We start from the raw sequence: 25,446 nt of genomic DNA, 5'->3' as shown, positions 1-25,446 counted from the left end.
ACGGCCGGACACCCCTTACGGCATCAGGGTCTCGACGAGGGTTTCCTGAAGCGCACCCAGCCAGAGATAGGCCATGACCATGGGTTTGCGCGGGTCGCTGTCGGGCAGCCGGTAGAGCGATCCCTCGCCGCCTTCGTCCTGGTCGGAGACGTCCAGTCGGGTACCGATGGTCAGCCTGAGGTCGTTGAGCGCGCCGAGCCAGTTGCGGCATTCGTCGGCGGTGAGCGTGAGGATCCCGCCGTCCTCCCCGGCCGGGATCGCATCCAGGGTGCGTACGACGGCGAGGGCGTCGTCGCGCTTGCGGGAGCGCAGATCGTTCTCGGTGTAGCGGCGGAACTCGGCGGACGCGGCGCGCAGTTCGCTGTCGTCGTCGCCGTACGCCTCCGGGAAGAGGCGAGCGAGGGCCGCATCGGTCGGCGGTTCGCTGGGCCCTTCGGCGAACAGGGCGGCGAGCGGGTCCTCACCGTCGGCCGGTTCGTCACCGGGACCGATCAGCTCCAGCAGCTGGACGGCGAGGGAGCGCAGGATCGCGATCTCCACCTCGTCGAGCGCGACGGCCGCGCCGCCGCCGGGGGTGGCCTCGAAGTGGCCGGCCATGGGTTCTCTCCGATGGTGGGTCGGGCGGGGCAGAGGACGGGGCGGGTCAGGGGAAGGGAGCGTGCTAGTTGCGGTCCTGCGTGAGGGTGGCCCAGAGCCCGTAGCCGTGCATGGCCTGGACGTCGCGTTCCATCTCTTCACGGCTGCCGCTGGAGACGACCGCGCGGCCCTTCTGGTGCACGTCGAGCATGAGCTTGTGGGCCTTGTCCTTGGAGTAGCCGAAGTAGGCCTGGAAGACATAGGTCACATAGCTCATGAGGTTGACCGGGTCGTTGTGGACCAGCGTCACCCACGGCACATCGGGCTCGGGGACGACGAGGTTCTCCTCGGCCGATTCTGGACGCTCGATCTCTACGGGGGCGACGCTCACCCACCCCATGCTGCCACTCAGGAGGGGCCGGCGCACAAACCGACCCTAGATCTCGTCACTTTGACGAAATAGGGGTAGCATCCGTGCCATGAACTCTGCGGACCTTGGGCGACGGGTCGGTGTGCCGTCGACAGCGCTCTTCACCGACCAGTACGAGCTCACGATGGTGCAGGCCGCACTGAAGGCGGGCACAGCCGACCGGCACTCGGTGTTCGAGGCATTCACCCGTCGGCTGCCCGAGGGGCGGCGCTACGGCGTCGTCGCGGGCACCGGACGGCTGCTCGACGCGGTGGAGAACTTCCACTTCGACGACGAGATGCTCACCTTCCTGCGCGAGCGGAACGTCGTCGACGGGCCGACACTCGCCTGGCTGGCGGACTTCCGCTTCAGCGGCGACATCTGGGGCTACCCGGAGGGCGAGGTGTACTTCCCCGGCTCGCCGATCCTGCGGGTCGAGGGGTCCTTCGCCGAGTGTGTGCTGCTGGAGACGGTGATCCTGTCGATCCTCAACCACGACTCGGCGATCGCCGCGGCGGCGTCCCGCATGTCGGTGGCCGCCGGTGGGCGCGGGCTGATCGAGATGGGTGCACGACGCACCCATGAACTGTCGGCGGTGGCGTCGGCGCGTGCCGCGTACGTCGGCGGCTTCGACACGACGTCCGATCTGGCGGCGGGGTTCCGCTACAACATCCCGACGGTCGGGACGAGCGCGCACGCGTTCACCCTGCTGCACGACAGCGAACGCGACGCGTTCCGGGCGCAGGTCGACTCGCTCGGCCGGGGCACGACCCTGCTGGTCGACACCTATGACGTCGCCGAGGCGGTCCGTACGGCGGTCGAGGTCGCCGGGACCGAGCTGGGGGCGGTACGGATCGACTCCGGGGACCTGTTGCTGGTCGCGCACCGGGTGCGCCAGCAGCTCGACGAGCTGGGCGCCACCGGGACGAAGATCGTGGTGACGTCGGACCTGGACGAGTACGCGATCGCGTCGCTGGCCGCGGCGCCGGTGAACGCGTACGGCGTGGGCACCCAGCTGGTGACCGGCAGTGGTCAGCCGACCTGCTCGATGGTCTACAAGCTGGTCGCCCGGGCGGTTTCCGCCGATCCGGCGGAACCGCTCCAGCCGGTTGCGAAGAAGTCGTTGGGGGCGAAGTCCTCGGTGGGCGGTCGCAAGTGGGCCGCGCGACGGCTGGACGAGCACGGGGTGGCCGAGGCCGAGGTGATCGGCACGGGTCCGGTGCCGGACGGTCTGGCCGACCGGCAGCTGCTGGCCGAGCTGGTCAGGGGTGGTGAGGTGGTCGCCCGCGAGTCGCTGGACGCGGCCCGGGAGCGGCACATCGCGGCGCGGCAGGGGCTGCCGTTGTCGGCGATGCAGCTGTCCAAGGGAGAGCCGGTCATTCCTACGGAGTTCGTCTGAACGTGCGACGGTGGGAAGGAGACGGGCGGCGATAGCAGCGGACGCCCCCTCCCGCAAGGCGGCCCCAGTCTCTAGGCTCGATTCCGGCCCTTCCCCCACCGTTCCGCTCGCATTCCCTCCCCGGTCGGACACCCCCAGTCGGACCTCCCGATCGAAGGACACCCGCCATGCATCGCGCGTTGATCGTCGTGGACGTTCAGAACGACTTCTGCGAGGGCGGCAGCCTCGCCGTGGCGGGGGGCGCCGATGTCGCCGCCGCCATCACCGACCTGATCGGCGAGGCCCAGGCCGGTTACCGCCATGTGGTGGCGACCCGGGACCACCATGTCGACCCGGGCGACCACTTCTCCGAGCATCCGGACTTCGAGCACTCCTGGCCGGCGCACTGCGTCGCGGGTACGGAGGGGGTCGGCTTCCACCCCAATTTCGCACCGGCGGTCGCCTCCGGCGCGATCGACGCGGTGTTCGACAAGGGGGCGCACGCGGCGGCGTACAGCGGCTTCGAGGGCCTAGACGAGAACGGGGTGGGGCTGGCGCGGTGGCTGCGGGACCGGGACGTGACGGAGGTCGACGTGGTCGGCATCGCCACGGACCACTGTGTGCGGGCCACGGCGCTGGACGCGGTACGGGAGGGGTTCACGACGCATGTCCTGCTGGACCTGACGGCGGGGGTCGCCGCGGCGACCACGGGGCAGGCGCTGGAGGAGCTCCGCGGAGCCGGCGTGGAGCTTTCCGGCAAGCCGGTGGTGTAGGGCCGGGGCTTGCCCGGATCGCCCGGCGGCCGCTCTGTCCTCGATCTTCCCCCTGGCCTCAAGGCATCGGGCCCCCTCGACGCGCTCGTTTCTGCCGACCTGGCGCTCGAGTGCGCGGGCCGGATCATGGCCCGGCCCTAATTCTGCTGGGCCGGCACCGACGGGGAGAGCAGCGTTCGTATGGGGTGCCAGAGTTCCTGGGCGTTTTCGGGTCTGGCCCGCCAGAGGAGGCCGTCCGGGTGGTGCAGCACCGCGGTGACCTCGTCGGGGGTGGGGGGTTCCGCGTTACCCCGGAGGTAGACCGCGCGCAGGCCCAGGTTGCGCAGGCGGGTCAGCGCGCGGGCCCGGTTGGCCGCATGCACCAGGACGCGGACCGGGCTGCCCGGACCCGTTCCGTCCGCCGGACCGGTCAGGGTGATCGCTACCACCACACTGCCGTTCGGCAACTTGCTGAATCCTCCGCCGGCCATACTCCGCACTCCCCCATGAGACGTCGTGTCAATAAGAGACTGAATAGGAGGCACCTAAACACGATCGGCCGCCGCCCGCTAGAGGGCGACGGCCGATCATGCTCTGACCTGCGGTGATACGGAATTACTTGTGCGAGGCGCCAACCTTGACGGTGATCGTCGAGCCGCTGAGCGGCTCGCTGACGATCGTGATCCGCGTGTTGGTGTCAGCGACCTGCACGCTTCCGGTCTTGTTCTCCGCGTACCAGTAGGTGCCCTTGTGGTCGTCGAAGACCGGGACGCCCAGCTGGGGCTTGATCTTGACCGCCGCGTCTGCCTTGTGAAGCGTGAAGCCGTCGGTCGGCCACCAGCTGAACGGCGCGTCGAAGGGCTGGATCTTGTTGCGGATGACGGTGCCGTCAGCCCACTTCAGCGGCTTCGCGTGCGCGTCGATCGGCAGGATCAGACCCTTGCCCGGGTGGGCGGAGACGTTGTTGTCCTTCTGGGAGGTGTCCCAGAGCCAGATCAGCAGACCGTTCTGGTACGGGTAGTGCTCGACCCAGTCCGGACGGGCCGCGGAGCCGAAGTTGTACGGGCCGACCTTGAGGGTCTGGTCGTACGAGACGTACTGGCGGTTCTCCGCGAGGTAGTACTGCGGGTACTCCTTGGTGAACGACTCGCCGACGCGGGAGAAGCCCTTGGCGGTCCAGCCGTTGTCGTCACCCTCGGCGTTGTCCGAGAAGAGCGCAGCACCGTCGGCGTTGACCGCGATGGTGTCGGCCGCGAAGCCCACACCGCCCGCGCCGCCGTCGGTGGTGTAGCGGAAGCGGATGTCGATCTTCTTGCCGGCGTAGGCGTCCAGCGAGTACGAGAGCTTCTGGTACTTGCCGGAGACGTCGGTCAGGGCCGGCTTGTCGCTGGCGTCACGCGGGATCGCCTTGCCGTCGGCCGTGCCGTCGATCGCGGTCCAGCTGGTGCCACCGTTCTCCGACACCTCGGTGTACAGGTAGTCGTAGTCCTTCTCGATGTCCCACCAGCCCGAAAGGTCCAGGGACGCCTTGGACTTGCCGGTGAGGTCGACCGAACGGGACAGGGTGTTGTTGAGGTTGTCACCCATGTCGCTCCACCACTGCTTGGAGCCCTCGGCGGGCTTCGTTACAGAGGTGGTGACGGCCTTGTCGGGCAGCGTGACGACGAGCGCCTGCTTGTCCTTGGTGTTGTACTCCGAGACACCCAGCTTGTGGACCGAGTTCGTCGCGGCCTTGGCCGAGGCGTAGTTCAGCCAGCCCAGCTGCAGCTTGTCCCAGGCGGTCATGTCGCCGGGCAGGTCACCGATGGCGTTCTTGCCGGTGCCGAGCCAGGAACCGGCCGACATCAGGGACCAGAAACCGACCGAGTTCTCAGCGGTGTTGGTGGTGTCGTAGAGGTCCGGCAGACCGAGGTCGTGGCCGTACTCATGGGCGAAGACACCCAGGCCGCCGTTCTCGGGCTGCGCGGTGTAGTCGCCGACCCAGATGCCGGTGTCACCGATCTGGGTGCCGCCGGCCTTGTTGTCGGCCGGGCCGGTCGCACCGGCGTTGGTGCCGTACGCGTACCAGCGGTGCGCCCAGATGGCGTTCGGGCCCTCGACGCCGCCGCCCGCGGACTCGTCCTCACCGGCGTGCACGATCTGGAAGTGATCGATGTAGCCGTCGGGCTCGTTGAAGTTGCCGTCGTTGTCGAAGTCGTAACGGTCCCACTGGTCGTAATTCGCCAGGTCCGCCTTGATCTGCTCCGGCGTGCGGCCCTTGGCCTTCTGGTCGGCCGCCCAGGCGTTCACGCCGTCCCTGATCATGTCCCAGGAGTTGGCGCAGTTGGACGAGCCGCAGTAGTTGGAGCCGTAACGGGCCTCGTTGTACGGGACCTTGACCCAGTCGGAGACCTCGCCGTCGACCGAGTAGCGCCCGGAGGACGTCTTCTCGTAGTACGTCTTCAGCGAGTTCTTGCCGGCGCCCTCACCGAAGTAGAGGTCCTGGAAGTGGGCCTGGTTGTAATCGGCCTGCCAGGCGGTGCTGTTGTCCTTCGCCGGGTCCGGCTTGGCTATCGTGTTGTGCAGCGGTCCGGGCGTGCCGCCGTACTTCTTGACGGGCGGCTTGGGCCCGTCGCCGTCCGGGTCGATCATGGTCGTGTCGTCGACCTTGTCGCCGAACTCCACCAGGACCGTGAAGATCTTGTCCGTCTTCTCGCGGCCGAGCTCGACGTACTTCTTGTCGTCGAGCTTGACGACCTTGGAGCCGTTGCGCGTCGACACCTTCTTGTCGCCCGCGATGACCTGCTCCAGAGCGGCCTGACGCTGTGCGTCCTGCTGCTCGCTGTAAGGGCCTTCCAGGTCGTGCGCGCCGCCCTTGGCCGACCCCGGATCACGGCGGTCGACGATGGAGCTGCTCGCTCCTGGGGCCTTGTCGTCCGCCTGGGCTGTGGCGAAAGTCGACGCCGTAGCGGCGGTGGCGGCCATGGCCACGACAACCGCCGTGGCGCGAAGCGCCCGTCTCTTAGTGGTCACTTGATGCTGTCCCTCCCCGGCGTCCGCGGCTGCAGCCTTGGGGTGTGGCGGGGCTGCGCGCGGATACGCGTCACAAGTGACGACATTCGACCGGAGTTACGAGAGAAAAGACAGATCTTGACTTGGACAGGCCAAGTGCACTATGTAGTAGCGCATTTCCGTTATCCGGACGTTCATCAAGCAGGTAACCGGCGCGCCGAAGCGCCCCCTCGGAACCCGGGATGACTCAGTGCGCCCCCCGTGCACCGGCACCGTGGGTTAGGTCACGCTTACTACCCGTTCCTCCCGGGCATCCACCGTCGTAGAGTCGCTTGACAGTGCGACCGCGTTGAGAGACTGCCCATCCGATGTCCCGAGGACGGATACCGCCATGCCGCGTCCCACTGCTGCACAGCTCTCCTACGGATCGGTCACCGTCGTCTTCTCGACGCTCGCCATGCTGCTGCTGTCCCGGACAAGTTCGGGCGCCGGCATCGCCGTCATCGGAACGGCTGCGATGGCGCTCGGCCTGTTGGTGGCCGTCACCGTACCCCTGCCGCTGCGGACGAAAACGCAGAAGGCGGCGAGGACGGCAACCGGGGTTCGTACGAACCCTGCCGTCCCCACCACCACTTCCGCCACGTCTACGGAAGACGTCGCCATCGACGACATCCACCGGGCCAGGATCCCGGCCGTCCACACCTCCGAGCGCGTGGGCGAGCACTCCCTGCGCCGCTGATCGGGCTCCTGCCTACGCGGTCGAGACCACCACGGTCTTGGCCGCCTTGTCCTGCAGCCCCTGCCGGTACGGCTTGTCCGTGAACATCAGCACGATGTTGATCAGCCACCACAGGCACGGGCAGCACAGCAGCGCCGGCAGCCACAGCACCACGGCCCGCAGGAACGAGGCACTGGTGTCCGGCACCCGGCCGTCGTTGAGCATCGCGACCCGCATCTTGAACAGCCGCTTGCCGATCGTGCGACCGTCCTTGTGCGTGAAGTACGTGTCGTACGCGACGTAGACCACGAGGGCGATCAGCGACCAGAGCAGCTGATGCCCGTTGTAGGTCTGGGTGAACACATCGCCGGCGCTTTCGCTGTTGCCGTTGTTGTCCGACACGTCGACCGCGCCGCCGAACGGCAGCGAGATCAGATACAGCGGGATCGAGATGATCAGGAAGTCGATCAGCCGGGCCAGAATCCGCTTGCCCGGCTCGGCGAGCGGAGGCATGCCCGCCAGCGGGTCGGTGCCGCCGTACGGGCCGCCGCCGTAGGCATTGGGATCGTACGGGGGAGGCGGCGGAGGCGGCGGAGGCGGCGGCTGAGAACGGTCGTAGGGCGAGCCCGAGCCAGGCCCCGGCCCCGGCCCCGAGCCGGGCCCGGACTCGGACCCCGCCCCGGCTCCGGGCCCCGACTGCGACCCGGCCCCGGACCCCGACGGCGGCGTCGGGGGCTCCTGCGGCTTCTTGAGGAACGGGTCGTCCTCGGGTGGCTGGCCGGGCGTCGGCTGATCGTTGCTCATGGGGGCAGTGCATCCCGGCCCGGGGGCCCCCGCAACGGCTCAGGTGCGTTCGGGGGAACCCGGCACCGCGCGACGGCCCGTCACCCGACGAGCCGTCAGTACGCGGGGTCAGCCCGCCACGAAGGTGTGGGCGGCCTTGTCGTGCCAGCACTGCCGCCACGGGCGGTCGAACAGACACCACACCACGTTGACCACGCCGATCACCAGGATGCCGAGCACGCCGTAGACCAGCCACCGGCGCAGCGCGGCCCCGAAGCCGGGCGCGCTGTGGGACTCGATGTCCCGCACCTCGAGCCCGCAGAGCTTCTTGCCGAGCGTGCGGCCCCACTTCGCGGTCGGCAATGCCTCCAGCAGCACACCGAGCACCAGGAACGCCGCGAGCGCCCCGCCGAACAGGACGGACGTGGTGGAGTCCACCAGCCAGACGGTGACCGTCTCCCCGGACAGCTTCGCCGCGTCGATCTTCTCCTCGATGTGGTCCATCGCCTGCGTGACAAGGGGGAACGCGACCGCGCCGGCGAGCGCGCCCAGCACGACCGTGTCGACGAGCCGGGCGGCGAACCGCTTGCCCAGCCCGGCGGGGCGGGCCGCCGCCTGGGCCTGGGCGAGCTGCTGGAAGTGGTCGTTGACCGGGGGCTTCCAGGGCACGACGGGCTGGTCCGGCTGAGCCGGCTGCGGGCCGCGGAACTGCGGCTGACGCTGTTGCTGCTGGTGCGGAAGTTGCTGCTGCTGTTGCTGGGGGGCGGCGAGCTGATGGACCTGCTGCGCCCAGGAGGCAGCACCGCCGCCGGGCCCCGGAGTGAGCGGATTGTTGAGCTCGGCGGGAGCGGGAGCCGGTGCGGGTGCGGGCCCGGGTGCCGGGGCAGGCGCAGAGGCCTGCGGGGGGGTGCCGGGAGCGACCGCGCGGATCGACATCGTCCCGCCGCCTGACTCCTGATCGGCTTCATGGGGCCGGGGCGGCCGGCCGCCCTGGCCCATGGCGCGGATCTCGACCGTGCCGTCGGCAGGCGGACGCCCCGCCTCGCCGGACCCGGCACCGGTGCCGCTCCCCGTCCCGCCGGCGCCACCGCCGCGGCCCGGTCGGTTGACCCGGATCGCGACGGTGCTCTCGGGGACGTGGCTGTTGCCGTCCCGCATGCCCGGCAGCGCGCCGCCAGTGGGGTCCTGCGCGCCGGGCCCCCGCGGATCTGTGGGAACGCGGTCCGCGGGGGCGTTGCCGCCCGATGCGCGGTCGTCGGGCATCCGGTCGGCAGGGCCGCGCCCAGCCGGCGTACGCGGATCCTGAGCCGCGGCTGCCCCCCGCTCCCCCGGTCCGCCGGTCTCGCCTGCCTGCCCGGTGCCACCCCAGGACACCCGCCGGTCGCGCTCGCCACCGAAGCCGGTCTGCCGCGAGGCGTCGGCCTGCCAGGCGGATGCGGGTTCGGGGCGGTCGGGACCGTACGGTTCCTCGTCCAGGAAGACCGGACCGGTTTCGTCCACCGGCGTGTGGGCCGGGCCGGACGGCTGCGCGGGTGCCGGGCCCGGTGCCGACGGCCGCTGCGGTTCGGGGTCCGCTCCAGCAGGCGTCTCGGGCGCCGACTCGCCCTGCAGAGGCGCAGGACGGCTGGTACCGGGCACCCACGAAGCGCCGTTCCAGTACCGGACGTATCCGGGAATGGACGGGTCGGGGTAGTACCCCTCGCGGGGCCTGTCGTCACCGGGTGCCGGGGTTGGGGCGCTCATCACCGTGGTCCCGTATCTCTTCGAAGCTTCAAGTCAACGGACCACATCTACCAGACAGCCGCGTACCCCCGTGCCAGTCCCGGTGTTTGGGCCACTTTCCGGTCGCCGTGAAGTTTTTCCCTGAAGTCGCGTAATAGGTGGCGGGGAGGGCGCTCTCTCCATGTGCGGGCCGGTCAGGGGACCGGTTCACAGGCACCGAAAGGACGCACCTCATGCACACCGTTGTCGAACGCGAGCTGGAGCTCAGGCTGGTCCTGTCGCCGGAGCGAAGCATCCCCGTGCCTGCCCGGCTGACCTACCGCACGGAGGACCCGTATGCCGTGCACATCACCTTTCACATCGGCACCGACTACCCCGTGGACTGGACGTTCGCCCGCGAGCTGCTGGTCGATGGCGTGTTCCGGTCGTCCGGGCACGGCGACGTACGGATCTGGCCGACCAAGATCCAGCGGCGCAGCATCATCTGTGTGGCGCTGACCTCGCCCGACGGCGACGCGCTGCTCGAGGCGCCGTCCGCGGCCGTGGCGGCCTGGGTGGAGCGGACGCTGCGCCTGGTGCCGCCCGGCACCGAGACCGAACGGCTCGGTATCGACGCCGGTCTCGCCGAACTGCTCGCACCGCTGCCGGCCGACGACCTGTGGCTGAGCGACCCGTGGCCGTCGGACGAGTCGGCGGACGGCGAGCTCTGATGCGCAGCCCCTCGGGGAGGCCGGAAGGCTTGTCGAGGAGATCAGAAGACCTTGCCGGGGTTGAGCAGCCCCAGCGGGTCGAACGCCGCCTTGATGCCCCGGTGCATCTCGACGCTCACCTCACCGAGTTCGCGGGCCAGCCATTCCTTCTTCAGGACGCCGACGCCGTGCTCGCCGGTGATGGTGCCGCCGAGTTCCAGGCCGAGCGCCATGATCTCGTCGAAGGACTCGCGGGCCCGCCGGGACTCGTCGGCATCGGTGTGGTCGAAGCAGACGACGGGATGGGTGTTGCCGTCGCCCGCGTGGGCACAGACGCCGATGGTGAGGTCGTACTTCTCCGCGATGGCCGCCGTCCCCTCGATCATGGCGCCGAGCTTGGAGCGCGGTACGCACACGTCGTCGATCATCGTGGCGGACTTGACGGTCTCCAGGGCGGTCAGCGACATCCGGCGGGCCTGGAGGAGGAGTTCGGACTCGGCGGCGTCGGCTGCGGGGACCACCTCGGTGGCGCCCGCGGCGGTGCACAGTTCGGCGACAGCGGTCAGATCGGCCGTGGGGTCCGGGGTGTCGAAGGCGGCGAGCAGGAGCGCCTCGGTGGAGTCGGGGAGGCCCATGTGGGCCATCTCGTTGACGGCGCGCACCGTCGTACGGTCCATCAGTTCGAGGAGTGAGGGGGTGTGACCGCGCTCCATGATCCGGCAGACCGCGTCGCAGGCGGCCGCCTGCGACGGGAACTCGGCGGCGAGGACGAGCTGCTGCGGCGGCTGCGGCTTCAGCGCGAGTACGGCACCGACGACGATGCCGAGACTGCCTTCCGAGCCGACGAAGAGCCGGGTGAGGTCGTATCCGGCGACACCCTTCGCCGTCCGGCGCCCCGTCGTCAGAAGCCGCCCGTCGGCGAGGACGATCTCCAGGCCGATCACGTACTCGGCGGTGACCCCGTACTTCACACAGCACAGTCCGCCGGACGCGGTGCCGATGTTGCCGCCGATGGTGCACATCTCCCAACTGGACGGGTCCGGCGGGTAGTACAGCCCGTGTTCGTTCACCGCGCGGGACAGCACGGCATTGATGACACCGGGCTCCACGACGGCGATCCGGTCGACGGGGTCGATCTCCAGGATCCGGTCCATCTTCACCAGGGACAGCACGATGCAGCCGTCGGAGGCGTTGGCCGCGCCGGACAGACCGGTACGGGCCCCCTGCGGTACGACCGGGACACGCAGTGCGGTCGCGGTCCGCATGACGTGCTGGACCTGTTCGACGGTGCGCGGCAGCACCACCACGGCCGGTGCGCCCGCGTCGCAGAAGCTCGCCATGTCGTGGGCGTACGAGGCGGTGACGTCCGGGTCGGTGATCAGGGCCTCGGCGGGAAGGCCCGCGCGCAGTCGTTCGAGAAGATCGTCCATGATCCAAGCGTGACACCCGGGGCCAGTGGTGTGAACCCGTCTGCGGCAGCCTTCGCAAGGTGCGGTGTGCTCTTCGTACTGACGCAGAGTGATCGGCATGGACGTCATGCCGCAGCACCCTCCGGAGCCCCCGCACTCGGACCACTCGGATCCGGACCATCTGGATCGCCCGCCCCCCACCTCGCCGCCCTCCGGGCCCTACGACGTGCCGCCGGAGACGCAGCCGGCGCCCGATTGCGAACCGCCCTCCGGCCTGGACCCGGAGTCGTCGGCGGAACCGCCGCCCGCCTCGTTGCACACGACGCTGCGCAGGGCGGCGTTCGGCATGGTGGCGGCCGCCGTGCTGGTGACGGGTGCGGTCGTGGCCGTACCGGACGACGGCAAGAAGGCCGCGCCGCCGTCCGTGCCGGGAGGGGTCTCGCGCGCCCTGGCGGCGACGAACTCGGGCTCTCCCGCCTCTCTCTCGGATCTGAAGGCGATGATCGGGGACCGGCAGAGCTGGGTGGGCGGGCATCCGTCCGACGCGCGGTCGTGGGCGGTGCTCGGGACGGCTTACGTGGAGTGGGGGCAGCGTTCCGCGGACGCGGCGTACTACGGGCGGGCCGAGCAGGCGCTGAAGCGCTCCCTGGACGCACAGCCGGGTGACCGCGGGAACACGGCGGCCCTGGTGGGGCTGGCGGCGCTGGCCAACGCGCGGCACGACTTCGTCACGGCGAAGAAGTGGGGCGAGACGGTACGGGCTCGGCAGCCGAAGGACTGGACGGCGTACCCGGTACTGATCGACGCGTACGACGGGCTCGGTGACTACACGGCGGCGGGAAAGGCGGCGGAAAAGTTCACGGCGCTGCGCTCGGGCGTCCCGGCGCTCTCGCGGACGGCGCAGATGTACCGGAACCAGGGCCGTCGCGAGGACGCGCTCGCCACCGCGCAGAACGCGGCGGACCGGGCCACCGCACCCGCCGAGAAGGCGGACTGCCTGCACCGGCTGGGCGAACTGGCCTGGGAGCGGGGCGAGTCCGAGAAGGCGGTGGCACAGTACAGCGCGGCCCTGCGGACCGACCCGGCCCACCATCCTTCGCTCGCCGGCCGGGCACGGGCACTGGCGGCCCTGGGCCGCACGGACGAGGCACAGCGCGACTACCGGGCGGCGCTGTCCCGGCTCCCCCGCCCCGAATACATGCTGGAACTGGGCGAGTTGTACGAGTCGCTGGGCCGGGACGACGACTCCCTCGGCCAGTACACCCGGCTTCGCAAGAGCCTGACCCGAGCCGACGGCTACGGGGTCGACGACGCGCTGCTGCTGGGCCGCTTCGAGGCCGACCACGGGAACGCGGCCGCGGCGGTGAAACTCCTGAAGACGGAGTGGCAGCGTCGGCACCACAGCGCTGCGGTCGCCGACGCGCTGGGCTGGGCACTGCACCGCTCGGGCGACTCGGCGAGTGCGCTGCAGTACGCGCAGAAGGCGGCGGACACGGGCGGCGGGACGGCGCTGTACGCGTATCACCTGGGCGTGATCGAGCAGGATCTGAGGGAGTACGGCCCGGCCCGCCGCCACCTGGAGGAGGCGCTGCGGACCAACGCGCAGTTCTCACCGCTGGCGGCCCCGGCGGCCCGGAAGGCCCTGGACGCCCTGAGCCCGCCGTCTGCGACCGGCCCGCGGGACGTACAGCCCACTCCGGGGCCGGATCGCATGGCCGCCGGCCCGGGCCGCAGCACGCACGCTCCGGCTGGGGCCGCATCGCCGGCGCCGGGCGGCCACTGACCGGGCGCGGTACCCGACGCCGTACGCGGGACGTAGTCGCCGGGCCACCGGCGGTGGTGCACATCGATCGCCGGACGGCCCGGCTTCAGGCCGTCCGGCGCTTTCCCTCACTGACCGGAACGAGCGGCGACCACGTGGCCCCTCCGCCACCTCACTCGATCGGACCGGCCGAGGACCCGATCGGCCTGCGGGCCCTGTTGCCGGGCGCTCCTCTTTTGGCGCGGAGCAGCACGAAGGGCGGGGCCTCCGCGTTCGCCGGAGGCCCCGCCCTTCACATCCGAGCGTCCCGCTCAGAGATTGCCGCGCTTCTCCTGCTCGCGCTCGATCGCCTCGAACAGGGCCTTGAAGTTGCCCTTCCCGAAGCCCATCGAGCCGTGGCGTTCGATCATCTCGAAGAAGACCGTCGGGCGGTCCTGGACCGGCTTCGTGAAGATCTGCAGCAGGTAGCCGTCCTCGTCGCGGTCGACGAGGATCTTCAGCTCACGGAGCGTCTCCACCGGGACACGGGTCTCGCCTGCCCACTCGCCGAGGGTGTCGTAGTACGAGTCGGGGGTGTCGAGGAACTGGACGCCGGCCGCGCGCATCGCACGCACCGACGCGACGATGTCGTTCGTGGCGAGGGCGATGTGCTGGACGCCCGCGCCGCCGTAGAACTCCAGGTACTCGTCGATCTGCGACTTCTTCTTCGCGATCGCCGGTTCGTTGATCGGGAACTTCACCTTCAGGGTGCCGTCGGCGACGACCTTCGACATGAGGGCGGAGTACTCGGTGGCGATGTCGTCGCCCACGAACTCCTTCATGTTGGTGAAGCCCATGACCTTGTTGTAGAAGCCGACCCACTCGTTCATCCGGCCCAGCTCCACATTGCCGACGCAGTGGTCGACGGCCTGGAAGGTGCGCTTGGCGGGAGGCTCGACGATCGGCGCGGCTGCTGCGAAGCCGGGGAGGTAAGGGCCGTCGTAACCGCTGCGGTCGACGAGGGTGTGACGGGTCTTGCCGTACGTGGCGATCGCGGCCAGCACGACCGTGCCGTACTCGTCCTTGATCTCGTGCGGCTCGGCGAGACCAAGCGCGCCGTGTTCGACTGCGTACGCGTAGGCCGCCCGCGCGTCCGGGACCTCGATGGCCAGGTCGACCACGCCGTCGCCGTGCTCGGCCACATGGTCGGCGAGGAAGCGGCCGTGGTCGGTGGATGCCTTGATGACGGAGGTGAATACAAAGCGTGCCGAACCGTTGGTCAGCACATAACTGGCAGTCTCGCGGCTGCCGTTCTCCGGTCCGGAGTAGGCGACGAGCTTCATACCGAAGGCGGTCGAGTAGTAGTGCGCGGCCTGCTTGGCATTGCCCACGGCGAAGACGACGGCGTCCATTCCCTTGACCGGGAAGGGATCGGCCTGCCTGGCGGTAACGGGGGCGTTGTGCAGCGTCTCAGTCATGCTCGAAGACTCTCCCTGCATCGCAAGGTGCGCAATAGTTCGCGTATCTGCTGGTCAATATGTACAGGCCTTCGCTTGAATGGGCGGACTATCTGTACAGGGTGACCATAGGGAGTCGTACGTGGCGATCGATCATCTGGACGGGCGGCTCATCGTGCTGCTCGCCCGCGAACCGCGGATAGGCGTACTGGAAGCGTCCCGTCGGCTCGGAGTGGCCCGCGGGACCGTGCAGGCGCGGCTCGACCGGCTTCAGTCGAATGGCGTCATCCGCGGATTCGGCCCGGACGTCGATCCGGCAGCGCTGGGCTACCCCGTCACCGCATTCGCCACACTGGAGATCAAGCAGGGCCAAGGTGCCGATGTACGGGCCCATTTGGACGGCGTCCCCGAAGTGCTGGAGCTGCACACCACGACCGGGCACGGCGACATGCTCTGCCGGCTCGTCGCCCGTTCCAACGCCGACCTTCAGCGGGTGATCGACCGCGTTGTCGGTTTTGATGGCATTGTCCGAGCCTCTACGGCGATCGTCATGGAGAACCCGGTACCTCTGCGCATCATCCCGCTCGTCCAGCAGGCAGCGGAGGACAGCGACTGAGTCAAGGAGTGGCGCGTGAGCTTCTGGGAGTACCTGGTCAATCGGCACCAGCAGCTGCTCACCGACGCGTACCAGCATGTCAGCGCCGTGTTCCAGTGCATGGTCATCGCCACCGTGCTCGGCATCCTGATCGGGATCGTCACCTATCGCAGCAGCTGGGGCGGCTCACTCGCCATCACCTCGACGGCGGCGATCCTCACCATCCCTTCCCTCGCCGCGATCGGTCTGCTGATCCCGCTCGTCGGGCTGGGGGTCCCGCCCACCGTGATCACACTGACGCTGTACGGACTGCTGCCCGTCGTCCGTAACTCCATCGTCGGACTGCGCGGCGTCGATCCGGCCCTCGTCGACGCGGCCAAGGGCATCGGGATGTCGCGGATCGCCCGGCTCTGCAGGGTGGAACTGCCGCTCGCCTGGCCGCCGATCCTCACCGGCATCCGGGTGTCGACGCAGATGCTGATGGGCATCGCCGCCATCGCCGCGTACGCCTCCGGCCCCGGTCTCGGCAACGAGATCTTCCGCGGCATCGCCTCGCTGGGCAGCGCCAACGCGATCAATCAGGTCCTCGCCGGCACCCTCGGCATCGTCATCCTCGCCCTGCTCTTCGACGCCGCGTACGTCCTGCTCGGGAGGCTCACCATCCCCAGGGGGATCCGTGCCTGAGACCGCCACCGGGGCCGCCGACAAGCCCGCCACCACCTCCGGGGCAACCATCCAGCTGGAGGAGCTGACCAAGCGTTATCCCGGCAACCCGAACCCGGCCGTGGACAGTGTCTCCATGGACATCAAGGCCGGCGAGACGGTGATCTTCGTCGGTCCGTCCGGCTGCGGGAAGTCCACCACCCTGAAGATGATCAACCGGCTGATCGAGCCGACATCCGGCCGGATCAGGATCAACGACGAGGACGTCACCGACATCGACCCGGTGAAGCTGCGCCGCAAGGTCGGGTACGCGATCCAGTCGTCCGGGCTCTTCCCGCACATGACGGTCGCCGAGAACATCGCCCTCGTACCGAAGATGGTCGGCTGGTCGAAGTCGAAGGTGAAGGACCGCGTCGAGGAGATGCTCGACCTGGTCGGACTGGACCCGCGGGAGTTCCACGGTCGCTACCCGCGCCAGCTGTCCGGCGGCCAGCAGCAGCGGGTGGGTGTGGCGCGGGCGCTGGCCGCCGATCCGCCGGTGCTGCTGATGGACGAGCCGTTCGGCGCCGTCGACCCGATCACCCGGGACCACCTCCAGGACGAGCTGATCCGGCTCCAGCACGAGCTGCACAAGACGATCGTCTTCGTCACCCACGACTTCGACGAGGCGATCAAGCTGGGAGACCGGATCGCCGTGTTGCGGGAGCGTTCGCACATCGCGCAGTTCGACACCCCGGAGGCGATCCTCACCAACCCGACAGACGATTTCGTGTCCGGGTTCGTCGGCGCGGGCGCGGCCCTGAAACGGCTCAACCTCACCCGCGTGCGGGAAGTGGAGATCGCCGACTTCCCGACGGTGACGGTCGACGACCCGCTCCAGGAGATCTTCAACAAGCTGCGCTCCGGTCCGCACAACGAGCTGCTGATGCTGGACCGCAGGAACCGTCCGTACAAATGGCTGCGGCGCGGCGACCTGATGCGGGCCCGTGGCTCGCTGGCGCGTGCCGGGCAGCTGGTCCACGACACGGTGACCCGGGACGGCACGCTGCACGACGCACTGGAGGCCGTGCTCATCGACAGCGGCGGGCGGGTCGCGGTGACCGGGCGGCGCGGCGAGTTCATCGGCGTCGTCGACATGCAGACCCTGATGAACTCCGTCCATGAACTTCTGGAGGCAGACCGGCTCACCGCCATGGAGCACCAGCACGATCTGCAGGAGCTGCGCGCCCATCAGACCGAGCGGGACCAGGAGGGCGGTGCAGGCGCATGAACCCCGACCAGCCGGTCCCTCCCGACCAGCCGATTCCCCCCAACGGTTCGATTCCCCCCATCGTTCCGCCTTCGAAGGCCGGTGAGCGACCGACGTCCGTCCGGCCGCCCGGCGAGCTCGAGGTCAGGGGCCGAGCCTTCCACGACGAGGAGGAGGAACCCGCACCGCCGCCCGCAGGACCGCCGCGCCGGATCACCTGGCGCAAGCTGGTGCTGGTGCCGGCCGCCCTGGCGATCGTCCTCGTCGCCACCTATCTGTGGATCACCAACGTCCATCTCGACTCGATCGCGAGGAACTCGCTCTCCGGCGGCAATGTGCAACTGCGCTGGTGGCAGCACGTCGAACTGACTGCGATCTCCACCTTCTGGGTGCTGATCATCGCCATCCCGCTCGGGATCGCGCTCACCCGGCGCAGACTCCGCAAGGGCGCCCCGCTGGTCACGGCGGTCGCCAACATCGGGCAGGCCACCCCGGCGATCGGGCTGCTGGCGCTGCTGGTGATCTGGCTGGGCATCGGCCCGCGGACGGCGATCATCGGCATGGTGATCTACGCGGTGCTGCCGGTGCTCTCCAACACGGTGGCCGGCCTGAAGGCGATCGAACCGACCCTGGTCGAGGCCTCACGCGGCATCGGTATGTCGGCGATGGGAACGCTCACGAAGGTCGAACTGCCGCTCGCCGTCCCGCTGATCCTCGCGGGCGTACGGACCGCGCTGGTGCTCAACGTCGGCACGGCGACCCTGGCGACGTTCGGCGGCGGTGGCGGGCTCGGAGACCTGATCACCTCGGGCATCCAGACGCAGCGGATGCCGGTGCTGGTGCTCGGTTCCGTGCTGACGGTGGTGCTGGCGCTGCTGGTGGACTGGATGGCCTCCCTGGTCGAGGTGGCGCTGACACCACGCGGACTGGAGGTGGGGTGATGCGTACCGCGGGGGCGTCGCGCACATTCCGGGCCGGTCTCGTCGGTGTGCTGGTGCTCCCCACCGTGCTCGCCGGCTGCGGGCTCAAGAGCGGTTCGCCGATGGCCGACGACGTCGTGCCGGGCTCCGTCGGCCAGGGCCAACCGCTGCACGGTGCCTCGCTGACCGTCACCTCGAAGAACTTCAGCGAGAACATCATCCTCGGCCAGATGATCGGCCTGGTCTTCAAGGCCGCCGGGGCCGAGGTCCTGGACCGGACGAACCTGCCCGGGTCGATCAGTGCGCGCGAGGCCATCATCAAGGGCGACGCCGATGCGATGTACGAATACACGGGCACCGCCTGGATCACCTACCTCGGCCATGCGAAGCCGATCACCGACCCGCTGAAGCAGTGGGAGGCGGTCCGGGACGAGGACCGGAAGAACGGGGTGACCTGGCTGCCGCAGTCCACCCTCAACAACACCTACGCCCTGGCCATCAGCAAGAAGAACAACGCGAAGTACCACCTGAGGACGCTCTCCGACGTCGCCGCGCTGGCGAAGAAGAACCCGTCGGCGGTGACGATCTGCGTGGAGAACGAGTTCGCCTCGCGCGACGACGGACTGCCGGGCATGGAAAAGGCGTACGGGATGTCGATCCCGCCCGGCAACATCAAGAAGATGGACGCCGGGATCATCTACACACAGGTGTCGAAGTCCAACTCCTGCCTGCTGGGCGAGGTGTACACCACAGACGGCCGGATCAAGGCGATGGACCTCGACGTCCTCGCGGACGACAAGCACTTCTTCCCCAACTACAACGCGGCGCCCGTCATCCACACCGCGACCTTCGACAAGTACCCGGAGATCGCGGGGCTGCTGGATCCGGTCAGCAGACGGCTGACCACGGAGGTCGCGCAGGAGCTGAACGCGAAGGTGGACGTGGACGGGCAGGACCCGCACATCGTGGCGAAGGACTGGCTGATCCAGGAAGGCTTCATCAAGAACGGCTAGGGGCACCGGCCGAGAAGTTACAAAGGATTCGTTGCAAAGAAGCGTTGCAAAGAGACCTTTGCATGTCTATCGTCGAAGCATGGCAGCGAACGAAGCCGACGGCGAGAAGCCGCTCGACCCGAACATCCACCGCGTCGACGCCCGCACCCTGCGCGGCCTCGCCCATCCCCTGCGGCTCCGCCTGCTCAACACCCTCCGGGAGTTCGGCCCCGCCACCGCGTCGGGACTGGCGGACCGGCTCGGCGAGTCCAGCGGCGCCACCAGCTACCACCTGCGCCAACTGGCCACGTACGGCTTCGTCGAGGACGACCCGACGCTCGGCAAGGGACGCGAGCGGTGGTGGCGAGCCGTGCACAAGGGGACGGCGTTCGACCGGACGGCGGATTTCCTGCGTGACCCGAACCCCGAAGTGCGCGGCGCCATGGGAGTCGTCCTGCACGAGATCGCCGGCTCGCACACGCAGGAGCTGAACACCTGGCTCGGCACCATGCACGAGTGGTCCGAGGAGTGGCAGCACTCGTGGGACGTGAGCGACTTCAAGCTGCGGCTCACCCCGGAGCTCTCGCTGGAGCTCGCCGAGAAGATCCACGATCTGGTCGAGAGCTACCGGGACCGGGTCCCCGAGGACACCGAGGGCTCGGCCGTCGTCCGCACCCATCTGCACGTCTTCCCGCGCCCCACCGACTGACCCCACGGCCCGGCTGCGCCGCCTGTCCGCACCGCCCGACCCCACCGCCCGGCCGCACCGCCTGTCCGCACCGCCCGACCTCGCCGCCCGAGAGGACTTCGCCATGCACCCTGACATGCACCTGCCGCTACACCACCTCCGCTCCGCCGAACTGCAGCAGCGTGCCTCCGAGTTCCGCCTGTGCCGTCGGCCCCGCCGGTCACCGCGGCAGAGTCTCCGCATGCACCTGGGATGGGCCCTGGTCGAGTTGGGTCTGCACGTCCTACCGAACCGCCACGGCCTTCCCGCCCCCAGCTCTCCTCGCACGGCTTAGCCATGGACGGGGGGAACCGCAAACCGCTCGCTGCCCTTCTCGCAGCCAACTCCATATCGACTGCGGGCACTTCGCTCACCCTGATCGGGGTCCCGTGGTTCGTCCTGCAGACCACCGGCAGCGCCGGCCGGGCCGGCGTCGTCGCCTTCTGCGCCACGCTGCCGATCGTCGTCTCCGCGGTGATCGGCGGACCCGTCATCGACCGAGCAGGACGGCGGCGGGTCTCCGTCGCCTCCGACACGGTGTGCGGTCTCGCCATCGCCACCGTCCCGCTGCTGCACTACGCGGGGGCGCTCGAGTTCTGGATGCTCTGCGGGCTGATGGCGCTGAACGGACTCGTCCACACGCCCGGCAACACCGCGCGCTACGTCCTCCTGCCGGATCTCGCCGAACACGCCGGGACCACGATCACCCGCGCCGCCAGCCTCTTCGACGCAACCTCGCGCGGCGCCAGGATGACCGGGGCTGCGCTGGCCGGGGTGCTGATCGCGTTCGTGGGCGCGGAGACCGTACTGCTGCTGGACGCCGCGACGTTCGGCGCGTCCGCACTGCTGATCGCGGCAGGCGTACGAGGGGTACGGTCGGCCGAGCCGCGCAGGTCGGCCGCGCCGGTCTCGCTGCGTACGTACCGCGCCGAACTGCGCGAGGGCTATACCTACTTGTTCGGCAACCGGCTGCTGCTGGCCGTCGTGGTGATGGTGCTCTTCATGAACGGCACCGACCAGGGCTGGAACGCCGTGCTGCTTCCGGTGCACGCCGAGCGTGAACTGGGCGGCGCGACCCAACTTGGGCTGCTCACCGCACTGTTCGGGGCGGGCGGCCTGACGGGCGCGCTGGTGTACGGAGCGGTGGGGCACCGGTTCTCACGGCGGGCCGTGTTCACGGTGTGCGTGGTGCTCTGCGGCGGGCCGAGGTTCGTGGTGGCCGCGCTGACGGACACGACGCTGCCGCTCGCCGTGACGATGCTGCTCGGCGGTCTCGCGGGTGGGGTGCTGAACCCGATCCTGACCACGGTGATGTACGAACGCGTACCGCAACGGCTCCGCAGCCGCGTCTCCGGGGCGATCACCGCGGGCTGCGAGCTTGCACTGCCGGTGGGCGGGCTGGTGGCGGGGCTGCTGGTCGAGAGCGTGGGTGTGGACGGGGCGCTGCTGGCGCTGGGTGGGGTGTACCTGCTGGCGACGGTGAGTCCGATGGTCTTCCCCGTGTGGCGCACGATGGACGGCAGGCCGTCCGAGGGGGCGCGGGGCGGTGACCCGGCCGCCGAGGTGAAGGCGGACGTCTCACGCGAGTAGCCGGGCGGCCCGCACACCGACCGGATCGGGGCGGATCGCCACGACCGGGTCGCACCGGGCCGGCGTCAGCAGCTGGGGACCTTGTGGCCCTGCTCCAGCGCCTGCAGCGAGGACACCGCGCTCTTCAGCGTCGTGACGGGGATCAGCTTGAGCCCCTTCGGGAGCTCGGCGCCCGCCTCCTTGCACTCGGCCTTCGGGACGAGGAAGACGGTCGCCCCGTCGCGCTTGGCGGCCTGGGTCTTGAGCGAGACCCCGCCGACCGCGCCGACATCGCCGTTCGCCTCGATCGTGCCCGTGCCGGCGATGGTGCGGCCACCGGTGAGATCGCCGCCGGAGCCGTTGCCGTCGAGCTTGTCGACGATGCCGAGCGCGAAGAACAGGCCGGCGCTGGGCCCGCCCACATTGGCGAGATGCAGGGTGACGTCCACCGAGCCGGGGGGCTTTCCGAGATACGTCAGGGCAGCGTCGACGGCGGAGTTCTGCGACTTCTTCATGTCCTCGAGGTTGTGCTTCTCGATCTCCTTCTCGGAGCCGCCGGTCGGGTAGACCGAGTCGCGGGGCAGGACCGCACGGTCCGTCCGGAACCAGCTGTCGATCACATCTCCCAGGCCGACGTCCGCCTTCGGCCCGGTCGCAATGATCGTCGTCATCCGCAACTGGCCGCTGGTGGACCGCGTCGGCGTGCCCTCGACGCTGATCACGGGCGTACCGCGCACGTCCCCGAGCACGTTCGCGGTCGTACCGGGCTGCGCCAGCGTGAACGGCAGCGGCGCGAAGGCGGCCACGCCGAACAGCGCGAGGACGGGCAGAGCGCAGAGGGCGAGGGTGCGGGGGCGCGAGAGACGAGTGACCACCCGCCCAATCTAGCCGCCGGGGGCGGAGGGCGGGTGCGGCCACCCCCGGCCCGTCCGACGCCCCGGGACACCCGAGGACACCCGACCCGCCGGGCCGACCCGTCCGGTGCTCGTGGTCAGCACAGCCACCGGACGGCGCCGGTCACTACCGCAGCGCGTCCGCCACCTCTCGGGCCGCGTCGACGACCCGTGGGCCGACCCGCTCCGGTACCGCGTCCGCGAGCATCACCACGCCCACACTGCCCTCGACCCCCGTCACACCCATCAGCGCCGCCGCAGCGCCACTCGCGCCCGCTTCGAGTTCGCCGTGGGTGAGGGTGAAGGCGGGTTCGGCCACCGGCTTCGCCCGGGCGGCAAGGATCGCCCGGCCCGCGGCCCCGCGGTCGAGGGGATGGCGGAAGCCGGCCCGGTACGCCACGTGGTAGTCGGTCCAGGTCGGTTCGACGACCGCGACCGCCAGCGCGTCGCTGCCGTCGACCAGGGTCAGGTGGGCGGTGGCTCCGATGTCCTCGGCGAGGGACCGCAGCGCGGGCAGCGCTGCCTCCCGTACGAGCGGATGCACCTGGCGGCCCAGGCGCAGCACGCCCAGGCCGACTCTTGCCCGGCCGCCCAAGTCGCGGCGTACCAGGGCATGTTGCTCCAGAGTGGCGAGCAGACGGTAGACCACGGTGCGGTTCACGCCAAGTTTGTTGGACAACTCGGTGACAGTCAGCCCGTGGTCGGTGTCGGCAAGCAGCTTGAGGACGCGTAGTCCCCGGTCGAGCGTCTGGGAGGTCTCCGCGGTCACGACGCCCTCTCCTCTTTGGTGAGTGGCGGCACTCTCACGGAGGTTGCGTCGCCGGTCCCAGCGGCGACGCACGGAGAGGCCGCCGGCGGCCAAGGCACCGGCTGCGCTCCGCGGCGGCATTGCCACGGGGCGTTCACTTTTTGGGGACAGTAGCGAGCCAGTCCGCTCAGCGGAAGACCTCGTCCAGAATCCGGGCGTCCACTGACATGCGGTTGTGCTTCGGAAGCATAAGTGCCGGTCAGCGCGGCGCCGATCGAGTTCCGACCATCTACGCGCGTCCAGGTCGGCGGACGCCTTCGCGACGCTCCGTGTGCGGAAGTGAACCGTCGTTAACTCACCGTGAACGAATGTGGCGCAATTTTTCTGTCCGTCAGGACCTCGCGAGGCCCGGACCACCGCCGTCGCCGGGCCCCGGACGGCAGAGCCGGGGGCCGGTCCGGGGCTCACCGTCCCCGTCCCGACCGGCACCCGACACCGCGCGGCCTCACGACCGGGCGGCCTCACGACCTCACGTCATGCGCGTGGCCCACTCCTGCACCTTCTGGATCCGCTGCTGGATCTGCCCGGCCGTCGCCTCCGCGCTCGGCGGGCCGCCGCAGACCCGCCGCAGCTCGGTGTGGATCACACCGTGCGGCTTGCCGCTCTGGTGCGTGTACGCCGACACCATCGTGTTGAGCTGCTTGCGCAGTCCCAGCAGCTGCTTGTGCGTGACCACCGGCCGGGCCTCGGCCGGCTTCTCCAGCAGGTCGGCCTCCCCGGCCGGCTTCTGCCTGCTGTGCGCGATCTGCCGGGTCTGCCGCTTCTGGAGCAGCAGCTGCACCTGGTCGGGTTCGAGCAGCCCGGGGATGCCCAGGTAGTCCTGCTCCTCCTCGCTGCCCGGGTGCGCCTGCATGCCGAACTCGGCACCGTCGTACAGCACCCGGTCGAAGACCGCGTCGGACTCCAGCGCCTCGAACGGCAGCTGCTCCTCGGTCTCCTCGTCCTCCAGCCGCTCCGCATCGGCGAGGAGCTTGTCCTCCTCCGAGAACGGGTTCTCCTCGTCGCTGCCCTTCTTGGGCTTGTCGAGGACGTGGTCCCGCTCGACCTCCATCTCGTTGGCGAAGTCGAGGAGCATCGGGATGGTCGGCACGAAGACGGAAGCGGTCTCGCCGCGCCGACGCGACCGCACGAAACGCCCGACGGCCTGGGCGAAGAAGAGCGGGGTCGAGATGGTGGTGGCGTACACACCGACCGCGAGGCGCGGCACGTCGACGCCCTCCGACACCATCCGGACCGCGACCATCCAGCGCGAGTCGTCCTCGCTGAACTTGTCGATCTTCTTCGACGCGGCCTTCTCGTCGGAGAGGACCACGGTCACCTTCTCGCCGGTGACCTTCTTGAGGATCTTGGCGTATTCGCGCGCCGATTCCTGGTCGGTCGCGATGACGAGACCGCCCGCGTCCGGAATGCCCTTGCGCACTTCGGTCAGCCGCTTGTCGGCGGCCGAGAGGACGTTCGGGATCCAGTCACCGGTGGGCGACAGCGCGGTCCGCCAGGCCTGCCCGATCGCGTCCTTGGTCATGGGCTCGCCGAGGCGGGCGGCGATCTCGTCACCGGCCTTCGTGCGCCAGCGCATGTTTCCGCTGTAGCTGAGGAAGATCACGGGGCGGACGACGCCGTCGGCGAGGGCGTTCCCGTACCCGTACGTGTAGTCGGCCGAGGATCGCCGGATCCCGTCGTTCCCCTCCTCGTACGCGACGAACGGGATCGGGTTCGTGTCGGACCGGAACGGCGTACCGGTGAGCGCGAGCCGCCGGGTCGCCGGGTCGAACGCCTCCTGGCAGGCCTCGCCCCACGACTTCGAGTCACCGGCGTGGTGGATCTCGTCGAGGATCACGAGGGTCTTGCGCTGCTCGCACCGGTTGCGGTGCAGCATCGGACGGACGCCGACACCCGCGTACGTGACCGCGACCCCGTGGTACTCCTTGCTCACGGGTCCCGCGCTGTACTCGGGGTCGAGCTTGATCCCTATCCGGGCGGCCGCCTCCGCCCACTGCTTCTTCAGATGCTCGGTCGGCGCGACGACGGTGATCTGCTGCACGACATGGTGGTGCAGCAGCCATGACGCGAGGGTCAGCGCGAAGGTGGTCTTCCCTGCGCCGGGCGTGGCGACCGCGAGGAAGTCACGCGGCTGCTCCTGGATGTACTTCTCCATGGCGCCCTGCTGCCAGGCTCGCAGCTTGCCGGCCGTGCCCCAGGGGGCGCGGCCGGGAAAGGCGGGTGAGAGGTGGTGGGAGGCGGTAGTAGTCACGGTCTCCGGTTCGGGGCTCTCGGGTACGTGGGGCGCTGTCCGCACGGGCCGGGACGGGCTCGCACGCGATACGACAACCGGGCCACCCTACCGGGGGCCCGGCCGGAACCCCGTATGGACGAACCATGGTTCGGCTCCGTTGAGACCCGCTTCA

23 protein-coding genes are annotated in these 25,446 nt (G+C 69.7%); 12 read left to right on the top strand and 11 right to left on the bottom strand.

The genetic code is table 11. The annotated features are described in order from the left end of the window. Positions 1-15: 15 nt before the first annotated feature. Complete coding sequence (locus tag OHB49_RS26375) at positions 16-597, bottom strand: DUF2017 domain-containing protein (protein ID WP_030971068.1); 582 nt, start codon at positions 595-597, stop codon at positions 16-18. A 64-nt stretch (positions 598-661) separates the two neighbouring features. Next, positions 662-976 carry an ATP-dependent Clp protease adapter ClpS gene (clpS, locus tag OHB49_RS26370; RefSeq protein ID WP_030971071.1) on the bottom strand — a complete coding sequence of 105 codons (315 nt, stop codon included), beginning with the start codon at positions 974-976 and terminating at the stop codon, positions 662-664. A gap of 79 nt (positions 977-1,055) precedes the next feature. On the opposite strand from clpS, the gene OHB49_RS26365 reads away from it, so the two are divergent. Then, on the top strand, positions 1,056-2,384 hold the full coding sequence (locus OHB49_RS26365; protein ID WP_329163494.1) for a nicotinate phosphoribosyltransferase: 1,329 nt from the start codon (positions 1,056-1,058) through the stop codon (positions 2,382-2,384). Between the two features lie 167 nt (positions 2,385-2,551). Further along, complete coding sequence (locus OHB49_RS26360) at positions 2,552-3,136, top strand: isochorismatase family protein (protein WP_329163493.1); 585 nt, start codon at positions 2,552-2,554, stop codon at positions 3,134-3,136. A gap of 137 nt (positions 3,137-3,273) precedes the next feature. Here the strand turns inward: OHB49_RS26360 and OHB49_RS26355 are convergent, their stop codons facing one another. Both OHB49_RS26355 and OHB49_RS26350 read right to left on the bottom strand, forming a co-directional pair. Continuing rightward, positions 3,274-3,606 carry a hypothetical protein gene (locus tag OHB49_RS26355; protein WP_030971076.1) on the bottom strand — a complete coding sequence of 111 codons (333 nt, stop codon included), beginning with the start codon at positions 3,604-3,606 and terminating at the stop codon, positions 3,274-3,276. Between the two features lie 124 nt (positions 3,607-3,730). Further along, on the bottom strand, positions 3,731-6,127 hold the full coding sequence (locus OHB49_RS26350) for an immune inhibitor A domain-containing protein (RefSeq protein ID WP_329163492.1): 2,397 nt from the start codon (positions 6,125-6,127) through the stop codon (positions 3,731-3,733). 370 nt (positions 6,128-6,497) lie between these two features. Here OHB49_RS26350 and OHB49_RS26345 point away from each other — a divergent pair, with 370 nt between their 5' ends. Continuing rightward, the gene (locus OHB49_RS26345) at positions 6,498-6,845 is read left to right on the top strand and encodes a hypothetical protein (protein WP_329163491.1); all 348 of its coding nucleotides are present in this window, start codon (positions 6,498-6,500) and stop codon (positions 6,843-6,845) included. 12 nt (positions 6,846-6,857) lie between these two features. Here the strand turns inward: OHB49_RS26345 and OHB49_RS26340 are convergent, their stop codons facing one another. Together OHB49_RS26340 and OHB49_RS26335 are read right to left on the bottom strand one after the other, a co-directional pair. After that, positions 6,858-7,628 carry an RDD family protein gene (locus OHB49_RS26340; RefSeq protein WP_329163490.1) on the bottom strand — a complete coding sequence of 257 codons (771 nt, stop codon included), beginning with the start codon at positions 7,626-7,628 and terminating at the stop codon, positions 6,858-6,860. Positions 7,629-7,736: 108 nt separating this feature from the next. Beyond that, entirely contained in the window at positions 7,737-9,350 is a 1,614-nt protein-coding gene (locus OHB49_RS26335; protein WP_030971084.1) for an RDD family protein, read from the bottom strand. A 212-nt stretch (positions 9,351-9,562) separates the two neighbouring features. On the opposite strand from OHB49_RS26335, the gene OHB49_RS26330 reads away from it, so the two are divergent. Next, positions 9,563-10,039 carry an SsgA family sporulation/cell division regulator gene (locus OHB49_RS26330; RefSeq protein ID WP_329163488.1) on the top strand — a complete coding sequence of 159 codons (477 nt, stop codon included), beginning with the start codon at positions 9,563-9,565 and terminating at the stop codon, positions 10,037-10,039. Between the two features lie 41 nt (positions 10,040-10,080). On the opposite strand, the gene OHB49_RS26325 is transcribed toward OHB49_RS26330, so the two are convergent. Beyond that, positions 10,081-11,448, bottom strand: coding sequence for an FAD-binding oxidoreductase (locus OHB49_RS26325; protein WP_329163486.1), 1,368 nt, complete (start codon positions 11,446-11,448; stop codon positions 10,081-10,083). Between the two features lie 97 nt (positions 11,449-11,545). Between OHB49_RS26325 and OHB49_RS26320 the strand changes: the two genes are divergently transcribed. Then, on the top strand, positions 11,546-13,210 hold the full coding sequence (locus tag OHB49_RS26320; RefSeq protein WP_443079563.1) for a tetratricopeptide repeat protein: 1,665 nt from the start codon (positions 11,546-11,548) through the stop codon (positions 13,208-13,210). A 290-nt stretch (positions 13,211-13,500) separates the two neighbouring features. Here OHB49_RS26320 and hppD read toward each other — a convergent pair whose 3' ends face one another. Next, positions 13,501-14,646 (bottom strand): 4-hydroxyphenylpyruvate dioxygenase, encoded by a 1,146-nt coding sequence (hppD, locus tag OHB49_RS26315; protein WP_313937525.1) that lies wholly within the window; start codon positions 14,644-14,646, stop codon positions 13,501-13,503. A 121-nt stretch (positions 14,647-14,767) separates the two neighbouring features. Between hppD and OHB49_RS26310 the strand changes: the two genes are divergently transcribed. The 7 genes from OHB49_RS26310 to OHB49_RS26280 all read left to right on the top strand — a co-directional run bounded on the left by OHB49_RS26310 (position 14,768) and on the right by OHB49_RS26280 (position 21,361). Continuing rightward, positions 14,768-15,241, top strand: a complete 474-nt coding sequence (locus OHB49_RS26310; protein WP_030923048.1) for an Lrp/AsnC family transcriptional regulator — start codon at positions 14,768-14,770, stop codon at positions 15,239-15,241. A gap of 15 nt (positions 15,242-15,256) precedes the next feature. Further along, positions 15,257-15,904: an ABC transporter permease gene (locus OHB49_RS26305; RefSeq protein WP_030923046.1), complete on the top strand. Its 648-nt coding sequence runs from the start codon at positions 15,257-15,259 to the stop codon at positions 15,902-15,904. Next, positions 15,897-17,153 (top strand): ABC transporter ATP-binding protein, encoded by a 1,257-nt coding sequence (locus OHB49_RS26300; RefSeq protein WP_030971094.1) that lies wholly within the window; start codon positions 15,897-15,899, stop codon positions 17,151-17,153. Before OHB49_RS26305 ends, OHB49_RS26300 begins: the two co-directional genes overlap by 8 nt. Continuing rightward, the gene (locus OHB49_RS26295; RefSeq protein ID WP_078852672.1) at positions 17,150-18,073 is read left to right on the top strand and encodes an ABC transporter permease; all 924 of its coding nucleotides are present in this window, start codon (positions 17,150-17,152) and stop codon (positions 18,071-18,073) included. The genes OHB49_RS26300 and OHB49_RS26295 overlap by 4 nt, the downstream gene beginning before the upstream one ends. A gap of 101 nt (positions 18,074-18,174) precedes the next feature. Beyond that, complete coding sequence (locus OHB49_RS26290; RefSeq protein WP_329166628.1) at positions 18,175-19,065, top strand: glycine betaine ABC transporter substrate-binding protein; 891 nt, start codon at positions 18,175-18,177, stop codon at positions 19,063-19,065. A gap of 79 nt (positions 19,066-19,144) precedes the next feature. Further along, positions 19,145-19,753, top strand: coding sequence for a winged helix-turn-helix domain-containing protein (locus OHB49_RS26285; protein ID WP_030971102.1), 609 nt, complete (start codon positions 19,145-19,147; stop codon positions 19,751-19,753). Between the two features lie 315 nt (positions 19,754-20,068). Then, entirely contained in the window at positions 20,069-21,361 is a 1,293-nt protein-coding gene (locus OHB49_RS26280) for an MFS transporter (RefSeq protein WP_329163481.1), read from the top strand. A 65-nt stretch (positions 21,362-21,426) separates the two neighbouring features. Here OHB49_RS26280 and OHB49_RS26275 read toward each other — a convergent pair whose 3' ends face one another. From OHB49_RS26275 to OHB49_RS26265, 3 genes are all read right to left on the bottom strand, one after another. Next, the gene (locus tag OHB49_RS26275) at positions 21,427-22,215 is read right to left on the bottom strand and encodes a S16 family serine protease (protein WP_329163479.1); all 789 of its coding nucleotides are present in this window, start codon (positions 22,213-22,215) and stop codon (positions 21,427-21,429) included. A gap of 145 nt (positions 22,216-22,360) precedes the next feature. Then, positions 22,361-23,002, bottom strand: coding sequence for an IclR family transcriptional regulator (locus OHB49_RS26270; RefSeq protein ID WP_030971111.1), 642 nt, complete (start codon positions 23,000-23,002; stop codon positions 22,361-22,363). 508 nt (positions 23,003-23,510) lie between these two features. Next, entirely contained in the window at positions 23,511-25,292 is a 1,782-nt protein-coding gene (locus tag OHB49_RS26265) for a DEAD/DEAH box helicase (protein ID WP_037852094.1), read from the bottom strand. Between the last annotated feature and the right edge of the window lie 154 nt (positions 25,293-25,446).

It is taken from the genome of Streptomyces sp. NBC_01717 (genome assembly GCF_036248255.1).
Lineage (GTDB): Bacteria > Actinomycetota > Actinomycetes > Streptomycetales > Streptomycetaceae > Streptomyces.
The sequence above is the reverse complement of the archived record's forward strand: the minus strand, read 5'-3'. Positions and strand labels throughout refer to the sequence as shown.